General features: G+C 29.8%; 10 protein-coding genes. 1 reads left to right on the forward strand and 9 read right to left on the reverse strand.

Annotated features, from left to right (window positions below; translation table 11 throughout):
- Nucleotides 1-24 precede the first annotated feature (24 nt).
- Nucleotides 25-606, reverse strand: coding sequence for a hypothetical protein (locus AVBRAN9331_RS00305; RefSeq protein WP_336612187.1), 582 nt, complete (start codon nt 604-606; stop codon nt 25-27).
- Between the two features lies 1 nt (nt 607).
- Nucleotides 608-3001 (reverse strand): molybdopterin-dependent oxidoreductase, encoded by a 2394-nt coding sequence (locus AVBRAN9331_RS00310; protein WP_336612188.1) that lies wholly within the window; start codon nt 2999-3001, stop codon nt 608-610.
- A gap of 436 nt (nt 3002-3437) precedes the next feature.
- On the opposite strand from AVBRAN9331_RS00310, the gene AVBRAN9331_RS00315 reads away from it, so the two are divergent.
- On the forward strand, nt 3438-11684 hold the full coding sequence (locus tag AVBRAN9331_RS00315; protein ID WP_336612189.1) for a hypothetical protein: 8247 nt from the start codon (nt 3438-3440) through the stop codon (nt 11682-11684).
- Between the two features lie 326 nt (nt 11685-12010).
- Here AVBRAN9331_RS00315 and ychF read toward each other — a convergent pair whose 3' ends face one another.
- The 7 genes from ychF to smpB are packed head-to-tail and all read right to left on the reverse strand — an operon-like array spanning nt 12011 to nt 16945.
- Nucleotides 12011-13114, reverse strand: a complete 1104-nt coding sequence (gene ychF, locus AVBRAN9331_RS00320) for a redox-regulated ATPase YchF (RefSeq protein WP_214119875.1) — start codon at nt 13112-13114, stop codon at nt 12011-12013.
- A complete protein-coding gene (locus AVBRAN9331_RS00325) occupies nt 13111-14523 on the reverse strand; it encodes a leucyl aminopeptidase (RefSeq protein ID WP_336612190.1) in 1413 nt (470 codons plus the stop codon). Before AVBRAN9331_RS00325 ends, ychF begins: the two co-directional genes overlap by 4 nt.
- Entirely contained in the window at nt 14507-15157 is a 651-nt protein-coding gene (locus AVBRAN9331_RS00330; RefSeq protein ID WP_250325095.1) for a DedA family protein, read from the reverse strand. Before AVBRAN9331_RS00330 ends, AVBRAN9331_RS00325 begins: the two co-directional genes overlap by 17 nt.
- Nucleotides 15158-15159: 2 nt before the next feature.
- Nucleotides 15160-15708 carry an adenine phosphoribosyltransferase gene (gene apt, locus AVBRAN9331_RS00335; RefSeq protein WP_442862231.1) on the reverse strand — a complete coding sequence of 183 codons (549 nt, stop codon included), beginning with the start codon at nt 15706-15708 and terminating at the stop codon, nt 15160-15162.
- The gene (locus AVBRAN9331_RS00340; protein ID WP_214115786.1) at nt 15702-16034 is read right to left on the reverse strand and encodes a hypothetical protein; all 333 of its coding nucleotides are present in this window, start codon (nt 16032-16034) and stop codon (nt 15702-15704) included. Before AVBRAN9331_RS00340 ends, apt begins: the two co-directional genes overlap by 7 nt.
- Complete coding sequence (locus AVBRAN9331_RS00345; RefSeq protein WP_336606870.1) at nt 16035-16475, reverse strand: RpiB/LacA/LacB family sugar-phosphate isomerase; 441 nt, start codon at nt 16473-16475, stop codon at nt 16035-16037.
- Between the two features lie 32 nt (nt 16476-16507).
- On the reverse strand, nt 16508-16945 hold the full coding sequence (gene smpB / locus AVBRAN9331_RS00350; protein WP_336612191.1) for an SsrA-binding protein SmpB: 438 nt from the start codon (nt 16943-16945) through the stop codon (nt 16508-16510).
- Nucleotides 16946-16952: the final 7 nt, after the last annotated feature.

Consider the following 16952-nt stretch of genomic DNA (forward strand, 5'->3'; position numbering starts at 1 on the left):
CCTAATTACAAATTCTATTTTAATTTACTTAAAAGCTCCATTGCTAGAATGTGCTTGCATATAGCGTAATATTCTATCCTTTTGCTCGTCAGTAATTTTTGCATTCATTTGCATTGCTCCTAAATAAGCGTCCCATTCATCTATTGCGTGTTCGCTTGGAGCGTGTGCTGCGTGACAACTCGTGCAAGAATCATAATAAAACACCTCAACACCTTCAAAAGCAGCGTCTTTATCAGTAGTTAAAGAGCTTGATTTTACCCAAAAGCTCATTTCAGGCTTAGCGTCTTTACTCTCTAAATAGACAAATTCCGCATTTTTATTAAATGCTAATTTATCTCCTACAACTTCTCCACTAATGCTAACCTTAGCTAAATCTCCCTTAGTTTCAATTAGCTTTACCATAGTTCCTTCATAAATCGTTCCGATTTGCTTTTGATTTTCATCTAGCATTGTCGCTTTTTCATCTAAGATAAATCTAATATCTTTAGCAAATTCTTGCTTTTTTATCTCAACTTTTGCAGGAGTTGGTAAAAATATTTGCTGATAATCAGGCTTATATGCAAAAGCACTTAAAGTAATTAATGATAATCCTATAATTTTTCTCATTTTACGCTCCTATAATTGTTGGTGGTGTTGTGTTTTTATATGGTTTAACAGCTTCGTTTTTACCTAGCTTTCTAATCGCTACTAAGCAAGTATTTACGCTTGTTGCTTGTGCCATTTGAGAAGTTGGGCGAGATGAAGTAAGCACATTTACATGACCTTGATTGCATCTTGCATTGTCTTTATCATCTTCAGGGTCATACCAAGCACCTTCTTGAATAGCTACAACGCCACTTCTAATATCATCACTTACAAATGCACCAGCTAATAATCTACCACGATTATTATATACTTCTACCACTTCGCCGTGCTTAATACCAAGCTTTTTAGCATCTTCAGTATTAATTACTACAGGCTCACGACCTTGGATTTTGTAAAGCTCTCTTACCCAAGTATTATCAAGTTGAGAATGAATTCTATATCTTGGGTGTGGGCTTAATAAATGGAATGGATATTTTTTGCTTAATTCTTGATTTCCTAAATATTCAGCCGGTTCAAACCAAGTTATATGACCTTTAAAATCAGGTAAATTATAATCAGCAAATTTTTGTGAATAGATTTGGAATTTTCCACTTTCTGTTGCTAATTTATTATTCACTGGGTCTTTTCTAAAATCAGCGTGGCGAACAAATTCATAAGCTTCTTTTGGAATTTCAAAATGAAGTGAGCCTTTCTCCCAAAACTCATCAAATTCCATTTCATTTATACAATCACTCTTCTCATAAAAACTTCTTATCCATTCTAAATGGTCTTTCTTGCCACCACTAAACTTAGCCAATTCTCTTTCGCCAAATCTTTTTGCTAATTCATAGAAAATATCATAATCATTGCGGCTTTCATACACAGGCTCGATTACTTTTTTCATAGCATACACCCAATCTTGCGAATATGAACCACCAAAACTTATATCATCACGCTCAAGTGTTGTTGTAGCTGGGATTACTATATCAGCCATTTTTGCCATCGGCGTCCACCAAGGCTCATGAACAACTATTGTTTCAAGTTGTCTTAAAGCATGAATTAATTCATTAGTATTTGGATGATGACCTAAAACACTAGCACCTGCTACATAAAACATTTTAATCTCTGGATATGTAAAGGTTTTGCCTTTAAAATTGATAGTTTTATTTGGATTTAGGATAGCTTCGCTTACACGACTTGCAGGGATATTTATATTTACGCTATTTTTTCCTTGTGGCAATCCAACAGGAAGTAATGCTCCACTAAACGCTCCACCAGCCGAGCAATAATGCATAGAAAAGCCAAATCCACCACCTGCAAGTCCAACTTGACCAATCATACAAGCTAAAGTTATGATAGCCCAGTCAGCTTGTTCGCCGTGATGTGCTCTTTGATTTGCCCAGTTACCTGCTAAAAATGTTCTTTTACTAACGAATAAATCGCATAATTCTTTAATCTTAGTCGCATCAATTCCACAAATCTTAGCCGCCCATTCAGGAGTTTTTTCTACTCCATCAGTTTTACCTAGTAAATATGGTAAAAATTTATCAAATCCATCTGTGTATTTAGCTATAAATTCTTTATCGTATTTTCCACTTGTATATAAATAATGGCACATTCCAAGTATCATTGCAACATCGGTATTTGGGACGATTTTTATCCATTCAGCCTTTGTAATTTCTGCCGCTTTTGTGTATTGTGGGTCAATGTTAATAAATTTTATATTACTAGCTGCGTATTTTTTAAGCCAACTATCATTCTCACGATTAGCTACCTTAAAATCTATTTGATTATCCTTGTAAATATCACAACCCCACATTACATAAACTTCGCAGTTTTTAATCATTTGCTCGTAATTTGTTTGCAAACTATAAACTTCTAAATCCCCTGCTATAGCAGTATTTACTTTACCCGCTGCTCCGTTACTATACTCTCCATCAGTGCCTATTGCTCCACCTAAAACGGTGTTAAAAAATCTACCTGCAACTGCGTTACAATTATGAAGTAAGCCAACATGACCCCATCCACCATAACTTGCGTTAAAGATATTTTCAGGTTTTGTAGCTTTAAGCTTTTTATATAATAAATCAAGCACTATATCCCAACTAACACGAACGAAAGGCTCACGACCCCTTAAATCAGGGCGATTTTTACCTTCTAAAAAACTTTTTCTAACACTTGGATATTTTACCCTTGTATCTGAATATGTTCTATCTATGATAGCTTTAGTGATTACGCTTGGGTTTTTATCACTTTCGTGTGGGATAAGATTGATTATTTTTCCTTCGCTATTTACTTCGGCTGTAAATGCACCAAAATGTGTAGCGTGTGGGATTTGCTTGATATCATAAAAATTTGTATCAGCACTCAAAGGACAAGTAATCGCACTAGCTGTAATTGCTGAACCTTTAAGGAATGTTCTTCTTGAAATTGCCATAATTTCTCCTTTTTAAAATATAAAAGAACATTTTATATAGTAAGTATTATCATAAAGTTATAAGGTATTTTTAGTCTTCTTTGAATAATTAGAATTTGAAAATGAAATTCTTAAGAAAAATTATAAAATATATATTTTTATATTTACTAATAAAAATTAATTTATATTTAAGATTTTAAATATTTAATAATAAATATTAAATTTTTATAAATTAATATTTTATCTACTACAACAATATATAAAGCATTTTAAATACAACTAAATTACTATTAGAAAACTTGTAATATTTAAGTATTTTATTGCGAAAAATTTAGCAAAAATTGTTGCAAAATTATCATTTTTTAAGCTTTGTTTTTTCAATTTATAAATATAATACCTTGATTTATATCAATTTTTTAGCATTAATAAAAATCAAGCAACTTTTTAAGGATTTCATATGAATAAGACCATAAGAATGTCATTACTAGCATTTACGATAATTAGTTCAGTTCAAGCAGCGACTTTTGACAAAGAAGTTTTAACTATTGAGAATATAGATGATAAATATAGTAGTGTTAACCAAACAAATATAAAAAGTATAACTTTTACCAATGGAACAAGTGCTGAAACTACTAACTTTACTATGAGTGGTGGTGGGGATTTTCACCCAATACATGGTTTTAATGGGACATTTAATAATTTCACTATTGATAGCACAAAACACATAAATACAGGTCAGCAAAATAGAGAAGATAGAAGCACCTTATGGATGAATTTTGATAGCTCGATGACAGTCAAAAAAGATTTTACTATTAATGGGGATATTAACAATGCTAGTAGCTTAAATGAAACAGAGCTTAAAAGTAAAGATGGTATCTATATGCAAAATCTAAAAGCATCATTAATTGTAGAAGGCAATCTAATAGGTAATAATACCTATCTAGTAAATGATAATGGTGCAACATTTATAGTAAAAGGTAATACGAAATTAGAAAATACATTTTTACAAAACAAATGGGGAGAAATGACATTAAATACCTTAGAAGGTAATGGCTCTTCTACTTCTAAGTTAGAAAATAGCAAAGGCAATCTAAAAGCTGAAACTATTTCATCTACAACTATTAATAGCAAAGGCGGAACTCTAACTTCTAAAAATATCAATAATAATTCCATCATCAATAGCGAAACTGGTGGAACTATTAATGTTACAAATGAAATTAATGGCTCAACAATCAATGGAAATGGTGGGAATTTAACTGCGGGAAATATCACAAATAAATCTACTATCAATAGCAAAGGTGCGACTATTACTGCTGATAGTATTACGGCTAATTCAATTATAAATAGTGAAAGCAATGGGAATTTAACTGTTACAAATGAAATTAATAATTCAGTAGTAAATGGCACAAGTGGAAATATTACTGCGGGAAATATCACAAATAAATCTACTATCAATAGTAAAGGTGCGACTATTAAAGTAAATAGCAATATTGACAATTCAACAATTGAAGGCGATAGTGGAACTTTAACTGCGGGAAATATCACAAATAAATCTACAATTAATAGTAAAGGTGCAAATATAACTGCTGATAATATTACTGCTAATTCAATTATAAATAGTGAAAAAAGTGGAAATCTTACAGTAAATCAAAATATAACTAACTCAACTATTAAAAATAATGGTGGGACTATTGATGTTAAAAATGATGTAGTAGGTTCTACAATTGATGGAACTAGCGGGACTTTAAAGGTAACAAACAATATAGATAGCTCAACTATCAATAGTGATGGTGCTACAATCCAAGTTAAAAATGTTACAAATAACTCAATTATTAATAGTAATACAGATGGTAATTTAACTATATCAGGCGATGTTATAGGCTCAACTATTAATAGTAATGCTAATGGAAAATTAAGCGTTAATAATGTTAAAGATAACTCAACTATAAATAGCAAAGGTGGGACTTTAACTACAAAAGAAGTTAATAATTCAACTATTATAAGCGATAGTGGGGCTTTAAATATTAATGGCAATACAAGTGGCAATACCATTACTCACAATGGTGGGAGTGTAATATTAGGTGACGCAACTAATGAAACTACCGGCACTAATAATACAATTAATATCAATTCAGCTGGCTTTAATATAAATTCTAATTTACTAAATGGCACGATAAATACAAAAGATAATAATGCTGCTACTTTTACTAGAGATAATACAACCATAACAGGCACTACAATCGTTGGAACTAGCAAAAACGCTGTTAATATAATAGGTGGTAAAGATAAAACTCTAAACCTTGTAAATGTTACTGCGAGTAATTCTGATATAGGACAAGAAAAAGGCAGCACAACAGGTGGAATTAATATCAAAGGTGGTAAATATACTGATGTTAATATAGGAACAACGGGTGGCACTTCAACACACGCTATACAAAAACTAACTATCACAGATAATGCAAATATAAGTGGGGATAGAATAAACGCTGATAATCTTACAATAGAGAAAAGCTCTGTAACTACTAACGGAAGAATAAGCACAAATAGTAATGTTAAGATAGATAATTCTAATGTTAATTTTGAGCATATAGTTGTAGGTAAAGCAAATTCAACAATTGATATTACTAATTCAAATCTTACTTCAAACAACACTACAGATGGTGGTATTTGGTCTACTCAAAGTGGAAATAAAATAAATATAACCAATTCTAAGCTAGATTTAGTAACCTTAAAAAGTGGTAGCGATATAACAATTAAGGATAATAAAACCGATAAAGCCTTAATGTCAAAAACAGAAGTAACATCAACTCAAGGCGGTGTAACTTTAGATAATACAGATAGTAATGCAAAGAACATAAATGGTAAAAATATCAATATTACTAACAATTCAAATATACTTTCTGGAACACTTAAAGCTAATGAAAATGTAAATATTAACAATAACTCAAATATCCAATCGGGTAAAATCATAGCTGAAAGCGGAAACATTACGCTAGATAGTTCAAACACAAGCGAAAACGCTAATTTAGAAAGTAAGTTTAATAATGTTACTTATAAAGGCAAGTCTAATATACAAGGCAATACCATAGCAGGAGCTGATATCATCATTGAAAGTGGTGCAAATGTAAGCAAAGGAACTCACAAAGCTACTAATATTAAATTAAATCAAAACGGAAATATAAGTGGCTCATCAGAGCTAAACGCTACAAATCAAGCTGATATTAGTGGCAATGTAAGTGGTGGTAAAATCACTGCAAATAACACTATAAACATTAATTCTGGTGGTAATGTAAGTAGCGGAGAATTAAATGCAAATGATATATATGTTAAATCAGGTAGCAATGTAAATGGTGGAGTATTTACTAGCACAAATTCTATTAATATTGGAGAATTAGGTAAAGACAAAACTAATGTTAGTGGTGGAGAATTTACAAGTAATTATTTTAAATCTACTAATGCAAGTGTTAGTGGTGCAAATATCAATACAGACGGAGCTTATTTTCAAAACTCAACTTATAATGGAAATAGCTTTAAATCAACTGGCAATGTAGATATAGAAAATAATAGCGAAATTAATTCAGCCCTTGATATAGGTGGTGATGCAAAAATATCTTATGGAAGTAAGCTAAATGCAGATATTATAAATGTTAAAAATATAGACATTTATGAAACAAATACAATAATCAATGCCAATATAAATGCAAGTGGATTTTTAAATATGTATAGTGATGCTACCTTAAATGCAGATAAAACAATCAAAGCAAATAGTGCAAGAATAGGAAGTGGAAATATAAAAGGTATTTTAGATATAGATGATAGTGTGGATTTATTAAATGCAAATGTAGAAAAAACTGCAACAATTAAGGCAAATAATAAAATCCAAGCATATTGGGGGACTATAAACGGAGAATTAGAATCTAAAAATAGTGATATACTCTTAGGATATGGAGCTAAGTCAGATGAAAATGCTAAGTTTATAACAAATAGTGGAAGCGTTATTTTAAGTAATAAAATGCTTATGGATAACGCTCCTGTAACAGATACTCAAGAAACCGATATAAAAGGGACAATTAATGCTAATAAATTGCTTGTAAAAGATGGTGCTACATTAAATGCTAATTCTACAATAACTACTACAGCAGAATTTGAAAGCAAAGCTATTTTAGGAGAAAGTGGTGTTGTAAATGCTAATAGCGTTACTTTAAACGATAGTAGCACTAAAACAAACTCACAAATCAATGCTATTAATGATATACAAGTAAATAATGGCTCAACTATACAAGGTGGCTTAAAAGCTAAAGATATAACGATTGATAATTCAACAACAGAAAATGCTACCATAAATGCTAATACAATAACCTTACAAAACAAAAGCGTAATCAACGAAGGCACAAAGCTTAGCACAAATACTAATGGTGGTAAAATCATAATAGATGGAAAAGATACAAAAGTATTAGCGTCAATTGAAAATACTGATAATTTAGAAGTAAGAAATCAAGCTACACTTAGTGGTAATGTAAATATCAAAAGCACTACTACTATAAAAGACGCTAATTTATCGGGAAATCTAACTTCTAATGAAGTTAATTTCATTAATTCTAAATTAGACAATTCAAAAGAAACTACAATCAAAGCTAATAAAACATTATTACAATTAGCTCAAGATATGCTTTTAGAAAAATTAAACATTCAAAATAAAGATGCTAATAAAAATAATGATGTTAGAATTGATGGGAATTTAAAAATTGCTAATTCTACGATTAGTAATTCTAATATAAATGCAGCAAATGTAGATGATACATTAAGTCTTAAAAATGTAGATTTAGCTAGTGCAAATATAGGTAATGATACTAGCAAACGCTTAAATGATTTAACTTTAGATGATGTTAAATTTACTGGAGATACTATCAGTGCTAAAAATACTAATATCTTAAATACACAAGTTGCTAAAGGAATTAATGCTAATTTAATTAAAGCTGATGAGAAATTAAGCATTACAAATTCTAAAAACATAAAAACAAATACTCTAAATGCAAAAAATACTGATATAAGTTCATCTAGCATAACTTTAACAAATGGTAATTCTAGTGATTTTTCAGCTACTAAACAATCAGTTGTAAATGTTTTAGGAGAATTATTTACAAATAAAGCCTTAATAGATTGCTCTACTACTAATAATGGTTTAATTAAAGGAACTAATTTAGTTACCGTGCAAAATGGCTCTATTGTTAATTCAAATATTAATAGTAGCGGTAGAGTAGATATAATAGGTGGTGGCTCTTGTGCTAATAACACAACTACTACAATTAATAAAGCAATAGAAACTAATGAATTAGTAGCTAGAAGAGGTGCAGTGATTAATGCAGATAGTAATTTTAACAATGCTACAATTGATAATGCTACTATAAAAGGAGATTTAACTAGCAAAAATCCTAGTGGAACGCTACTAATTGCAAATGGGGCTGAAGTTGCTGGCGGAAATATTGATGTAGCAGGTAATATAATCTTAAGCAATGACGCTCAAAATCTAGGAGTGCATGATGGAATTAGTCCAGAACCACCTGCTGCTAATAAGAAAACCACCATTAACTCTACTATAAAAAATGCTAATGATATTACTTTAGGAAAAGATACAACGATAAATGCAGATATTAATAAAGCTAATAATATTACAGCTACAAATGCTACATTGAACTCAAGCAATGTAAATGCTAATAATCTTAATGCTAATAATTCTCAAATAGGTAAAGATGATAAGAGTTCTAATATTATCTTGCAAGGAATGGCAAATATAGCAAATAGCGTAATTGATGCGACAATTAATGCTATAAAAGATATTGTTGTAACTTCAGATGATAAGAATAATCCAAGCAAGATTAATTCTAAACTAACTTCAAAAGAAAATATCACAATCAAAGGAAGCGAGCCTACGCAAGTTAATGCTGATTTAAAAGCAGATAAAAATATCAATGTAACTAATGCAACTATAAAAGATAATACGAAATTAAATGCAAATAATGATATTAATTTAAACAACACTAAATCAAATAATATTAAAGCTACTTCAAATTCTGGGAATATTACTATTAGTGGTGGGGAGTTTAAAGGAAAAGACGCAATAATCACTGCAAATAATGGAAAAACCACATTAACTAATAATGCTAAAGTTTGCTCTAGCATTGATACTAAGGATTTGGATTTAAATAACAAAGCTAGTATTTGTAGCGATGATACAACTCCTGTTACAATCACTAGCACAGGCTTAAGCAATATTGATGGTAAAAATGGTGTTAATATAGGCAAAGATGTTACATTTAATGCAAATAATTTGGATATTAAAAATATTGATGATAAGTCTAAATTAGACGCTAAATTAAATGCTAGTGGGGAATTTAAAGTAAGTAATTCAACTTTAAAAAATGATATAAGCGTTAAAGGAAATAAAGCTTGTTTTAAACCAGATAGCACGACAACTCTTAAAGGAAAAGTAGAAGTAGATTGCCTAGATTCTAATCAAACTACATTTGATGGCGAAGTTATAGCTAAGAATGTAAAAGATAATGGCTCACAATTTAACAATAAAACTACAATAGATGGTGGGACAAATAATTTAAATAATTCAACATTTAATGATGAATTAACACTAAAAGGCAATGGAAATACTAAATTAAGCAATGCTTCTATGAAAGATTTAGTAAATGAAGCTATTAAAGTGGTATTAGATAATATTAAATCATTTAATAATATTACAAATCAAAATGGCGGAGATTTAAGCATTAATAATACTGATAAAATCGCTGGAACAAGTATTAAAAATAATGGGGATAAATCTAAATTAGACTTTAATAATATAGGCGAATTAGCAACCAAAATTACAAATGATGATGGCGGTATTTTAAGTCTTACAAATGTTAAAAATATAAGCGAAGATATTACAAATAATTCAGAATTGAATGTAAATAATTCTATTATTAATGCTGCTATTAAATATGACAATAGTAAGTGTGGGACATTAAAAACTAGCAATGGAATTTATAATAACAATGTAGAACAATGCAATATAAATGCGAACTTAAATAATACCTTTAATAAAGATATTTTAGTGCATAATCATTCAGAGATTTCAGGTAATTTCACTGCAAACACATTTAAAACAAATACGCTAAATGCTGATAATGCCTTTATAGAAATTACAGGAACTAAACCTATATCAAGCATTGATGATTTGGCTACAAATACTTATGATAAGACAAACGATTTAAAAAATAGCACTTATACAATCAAAAATTCAACAATAAGAGCTACTAATACAAATAGCAATGGTATAGGTGGAATTAGAGCTGATAATTTAATAGTGGATAATTCACACATTCAAGCACAAGTTGTAACTAATACTCTAAATGCTAATAATTCTAAGTTTTATATTTATGGTGGTGGAATTGATACTAGTTTAGAAGATAAATTCAGTGGTCCTATCATAGTAAATAAAGAAGCTTTAGGAGAAAATAATGAAATCGTTTTATACAATACGAACTTAAGTAAGTTAATAAATACAAGAGTTCCTATTGCTATTGTAAATGGTAAAAAAGAAGATAATGAAAAAGATAAAGCTTATTTTAAAGTAACTTATAAAACCGTTTTAGCTACTTATAATACTAAGGTTTTAAGCTTTGATGAAATAGGTAAAGATGGAGTATGGAGTTTAGGTTTAACAGATAAAGACCCAATAATTAATAAAGATAGCATTAGGTCTAATTTAGAAATAGATAAAGAAGCTTTAAAAGGCTTTGGTAAGGTTAGTGCTGATGATAAGGATTTATTGACTTTAGAATATCTTGACCCAGCTGTTACAAGTGCGATTAAAAACATAATGTATACACCATATTATGTTGCTAGATATTATATTGATGATAATGACTTAAGATTTAATTACTTAAGAAATGATGATAAAAATAAAGGTTTTTGGATAAATTCTGATTATGGTTATTTTGAAACAGATTCAAATAATTTAAAAGGTAGCAGAGTTAATGTCGGAGTAGATAATAAAGTATCTTTAAAAAATCTTGATGTAGCTTATGGTATAAAAGCTTCTAAAGCAAAACTAAAAGCTAATAAAGCATTAAGCACTGATGTTGGAATAACTGGCATTGGACTTTATGCTAGCACGAATTTTAATTCGGGATTTTTCGTTGATTATGACTTAAATTTACTAACTTTAAAGGGTAATTATAAGAGTGATTTAGCGATGATAAATACTACAAGATATGATAATTTATGGCAAGCAAAAGTTAAAGTAGGACAAAGATTTGGCTCTGATTATTATGTAGAACCTAATGTTAAATTAATAGCTACTCGCTATCCAAAAGTAAATATTGATGGAGCAGTATTAGGAATTCAAACAGAACAAGCAGCTCAATATACTGCAAAAGCAGGTATTAAAGCTGGTGCTAAAATCAATGATAAAGTAGGTTTAAATACTGAATTTGCTTATATTAAAGACTTAAACGAAAGTCCAAGTAATAGTGCTAATGATGGTATGACTTATTATTTTGAAAGGGTTCAAGATAGAGGATTTGAAATCAAATTCGGAGCTGATTATAAACCTAGTGCTAATACTAACATTAATTTAGATTTTGCTAAGAGCATTACAAATCACTTTAATAATAACTACAATATAAACTTAGGATTTTCTTATAATTTCTAATCTAAAATCAAGCAAGGCTTTTTTAAGTCTTGTTTGATTTATCTTCAATCAACAATGCTTTTAATATTTTTAACTTATAAAGATTTTTAGCTTTTCTAAATTCTATAAATAAAAAAGGATTTTTAAAAGATTAGCAAGACTTTTAATTGTATTTGATTTATCTTCAATCAATAATATTTTTAACTTATAAAGATTTTTAATTTGTCTTTTAATTTTTTATTTGAGTATTTTAAGTTTGCTTATAAAAATTTTTATCTTTTCTAAATTCTATAAATAAAAAGGATTTTTAAAAGATTAGCAAGACTTTTAAGCCTTGCTAATAAGATTTATACATTAAATCTAAAGTGCATTATATCGCCGTCAATTACTTCGTAATCTTTACCTTCTAAGCGTAATTTACCTGCTTCTTTAGCTTTTGCTTCGCCACCGCAATTTACAAAATCATCATAGCTAATTACTTCAGCCTTGATAAAGCCTTTTTCAAAATCATTATGAATTACACTTGCAGCCTTAGGAGCTTTATAACCTTTATGAATAGTCCAAGACCTAACTTCTTTAACCCCGCAAGTAAAATAAGAAATCAAATTAAGCTTAGCAAAACTTGTCCTAATAATAGCTGCTAAACCGCTTTCATTTACGCCTAATTCTTTTAAAAACTCATTAGCTTCAGCTTCGTCCATTCCAACCAAATCTTCTTCAAGCTTAGCACATAATTTTAAAACACTATGATTTGATTTGGCTGCATATTCACGCACCTTTTTTACATAATCATTATCATCTAATAATTCATCTTCGCTTACATTAACGCCATAAATTACTTCTTTAGCACTAAGTAATCTTAATTCTTTATTTAAAGTTATAAAAGCTTCACTATCACGATTTGCATATTCACTAGCTAATTTGCCATCTTCTAGGTGTTTTAATAAATCCTGTGCTAATTCAAGGCATTCTTTAGCACCTTTAAGATTTGCTCTTGCTTCTTTGCTAAGTCTATCAAGCTTTTTATTAAGTTGTTCAATATCAGCTAAGATTAATTCAAGATTTATGATTTCTATATCTCTTAACGGGTCAACCCCACCTTCAACATGAGTGATATTCTCATCATCAAAACATCTTACTATATGTAAAATCAAATCAGTTTCACGAATATTTGCTAAGAATTTATTACCTAAACCTTCGCCTTTGCTAGCACCCTTTACAAGACCTGCAATATCTACAAATTCTATCATTGAGTGCATTATTCTTTCAGGATTTACTATATTTGCTAAGACTTTTAATCTCTCATCAGGAACTTCAACTATAGCTTTATTTGGCTCAATGGTGCAAAATGGATAATTTGCTGCTTGAGCGTTTGCTGCCTTTGTTAAAGCATTAAAAGTCGTGCTTTTACCAACATTAGGAAGTCCAACAATACCTACGCTAAGGCTCATTTTGCACTCCTTGCCATTCTAAGTAAGTTTATAATATTCATTCTAACTCCAGCTGCACTTGCTCCATAAGCATTCTCGCCCCACACTTTTTCTACATAAGCAGGTCCAGCAATGTCTAAATGCAACCATTTGTCTTTATATTCTTTTCTAATAAACTCACCTAAAAACATTCCTGCACTAATAGCTCCACCATATCTTGAGCTACCTGTATTGCTAACATCAGCTATTTTACTTTTGATAAGCTCTTTAATGTGTGGGTTAAAGTGTAAAACGCAAGTATATTCGCCACTTCTTTTTGAATTGTTATAAAACTCGTTTTGCAAGTCTTCATTATATCCCATAATACCACTTGTATATTCGCTAAGCCCAACCACACAAGCACCTGTTAAAGTAGCTAAATCTATTAATAAATCAGGCTTTAAATCTTGAGCAAAACTCAAGCAATCTGCTAAAACCAATCTTCCTTCAGCATCAGTATTTCTTACTTCTATACTTACACCTTCTCTTGAAATTAATACATCATCAGGCATATATGATTTTTCGCTTATGCAGTTTTGTGCTGCACCTATAATTCCGTGTATTTCATAAGGTAGTTTTAACATACTAGCTGCTTTTAAAATACCTAAAACAGCAGCCGCACCACTCTTATCAGCTTTCATAGTTAGCATATAATCAGCTGGTTTAAGACTTAGCCCACCTGTATCGTATACAAGTCCTTTTCCTACATAAACTATTTTTTTAATAGCGTTTTGTGGTTTGCAAGCTAAGTGGATTAATTTTGCAGGATAACTACTTGCACGATTTACTGCTAAAAATGCGTTCATTCCTTCTTTTTGTAAATAATCATCGCTATAAACATTGCATTCTAAATCAAATTCTTTAGCTAATTTTAAAGCGTCTTTTTCAAAACTAAGTTGATTATAAGTGCTTGGAATTTCATTTACTATATTTTTTACATCTTCACAAGCATTTGCTAATACTTTACCTAGCTCAACGCCTTGTTGAATATCATCGTTTTGTTGTGTTTCAAGGCTTATTAATTCTATTTTAGAATTCTTAGGCTCTTTATGATATTTGTTAAACTCATATAAAGATGAAATAACAGCATAAATATGAGCATAAGCACTATAAAACTCACAACCAAGATTAATAAATTCAAGGCTAATGCTTTTTATATTTAAGCTCTTAATGCTCTTAATCGCACTACCTAAACTAGCTATAAAACTAGCATAAGTTAATTCATCATTTAAGCCAACATAAAGCGTTCTTTTAGCTAGGTTGCAAATCGCTCCAACTCCTTTATAATCATTTATTTCAAAAAATTCTTTATCATCAAATCTACTTAAATCTTTGTTTTGTATCAAACAAACTTTAAAATCAGTATTTTTTTCATTAAATACTACTTTCATTTTTTTTACCTTTCTTACTTAATAATTTATTTTCTAAACTTTTAAAAGCATATAAAATTAAGCATAAAAATCCTACAACTAAAATTCCTGCCAAATACCAATGGTCTTTCGCCCAATTAATAATCTCCCATATATGCTCGCCAAAAATATACACTATAAAAATAGTAATAGCAGCCCATACTTGAGCTGAAATAAAATTAATTATTGCAAATTTCTTTGCACTATAATTAGTAAGCCCTATACTCATAGGAATAACGGTTCTAAAGCCATACATATAGCGTTGAATAAATATTATAGGCCAGCCGTATTTTTGAAGTAAAATCTGTGCTACTGCAAATTTTCGCCTTTGTGTTTTTAGCTTTTTTCTAATATAGCTTTTTGAGTATCTTCCTATATAAAAATATATCTGATCGCCCAAAAATCCCCCACAACCTGCTATAAATGTGATAAGTCCTATATGAATATGCTCTCCGTGAGCTGCAAGTCCTGCTAGTATTAATGCAGTTTCGCCTTCTAGCGTGCACCATAAAAATATAATAATACTAGCAATTACGATTTTATCTCTAAATAAGGAAGTTAAAACCCCCTCAGGGTCAGCAAAAAAGGAATTTATAAAATTAATTATCATATCCATTGCTAATCCTTTAAAATGCAATAAATATCATCACAATGCTCTTTTAAAGCTTTATATCCACCGATATTTATATCTATTAAAAAACAACTCTTAATCTCTTTAGCACCTGCTAATTTTAATAATTTCATACAAGCAATGCTAGTGCCACCCGTTGCTAATAAATCATCCATAAAAAGAACTTTTACATCTTTTTTACCTAAAAATGCGTCCTTTTTCATCTCTATTTTATCTTTGCCGTATTCTAAATCATATTCAATACTTAATAGCTCTCCTGGGAGTTTGTTTTTCTTTCTAATTGGAACAAAAGGGATATTTAAAATAGCTCCTAATGCAGCAGCAAAAATAAAGCCACGACTTTCAGCTCCTACTAAAAAATCAAATTCTTCATCTTTATATTTATCTTTTAAGTGATTTATTAAAACTTGCCAACCTTCTTTATCTGCTAAAAGTGTGGTAATATCTGCAAATACAATTCCTTCTTTTGGGTAGTTTGGGTATCTTTTTATCTTCTCATTTAATAATTTTTCTATATTCATATTAATCCTTATAATAAGCTTTCAATTTTTGCTTCTAATTCTTTGATTTTTGTGTTTAATTTATTATTTTCTAAGCGATATTGAGAATTTCTTGTCCTAAGGCTTGTTAATTCACTTTTTACCTTATCTAATTCTTCATTTAATACATCTATATTTCCTAAAGAGCGTTGAAGTTGTGTTTGTAGCTTTCTCATAACTACTTCTGTATCATCAAAATTAGTTTTTAAAAACTCTTTTGAGGCTCTTTCTTTATTAAGTAATGATTTATAATAATAAGTCATCACTAAAAAATAAATACATATACAAACTAAAGCAGTAATAACCATCCAAATAAATAACATTTATTGCCCTAATTTTTTTACTCTATTTTCGTGTCTTCCACCAAGAAATGGGGTATTTATAAAGGTTATGATTAAATTTTTTGCAAGTTCAAAATCAACAAATCTAGCGCCTAAAGATATAACATTAGCATCATTATGTTCTCTTGCTAATCTTGCATAATCTTCGCAATGACAAAGTGCTGCACGAATATGCTTATGACGATTTGCCGCTATGCTAATTCCTATACCACTTCCACAAATAATAACACCTATTGCATTTGTATCGTTTTTAAGCTCATTTGCTAATTTATTAGCATAATCAGGATAATCCACACTATCATCACTATCACAACCAAGATTTATACATTCGTATTCTTTACTAAAGTATTCAATCAAACTAAACTTTAACTTAGTTGCTGCGTGGTCGTTTGCAAAATAAATTCTCATATTTTTCCTTAATATAAAATAATTTTAGTTTAATATTTAAGAGTTAATTAATAATACGCTCTTGCTTCTCGTTTTAAATCTCTTTCTTTGATTGCTTGACGCTTGTCGTGAAGATTTTTTCCTTTTGCTAAAGCTAGAGTTCCTTTCAAAATCCCACGCTTAAAATAACAATTTAGTATTACTAAAGTAAATCCATCTGTGCTGATTTTACCTATTAATTTATCAATTTCTGCACGATGAAGCAATAATTTCCTAGCTCTTCTATCTTCGTGAGTGAAGTATTTATTCGCCGTATTCATATGACCTATGTGGCTATCAAGTAGCCAAGCTTCACCTTTGATTATCCTTACAAAAGAATCTTTTAAATTGATTTTGCCGTGTCTTACAGCTACAACTTCGCTACCTAATAAGGAAAAACCACATTCATAAGTATCAATTATGCTATATTCAAATCTTGCTTTTTTATTCTCTGCAACGCTTTTCATTATTATC

It is taken from the genome of Campylobacter sp. RM9331, from assembly GCF_020137685.1.
Classification (GTDB): Bacteria; Campylobacterota; Campylobacteria; order Campylobacterales; family Campylobacteraceae; genus Campylobacter_E.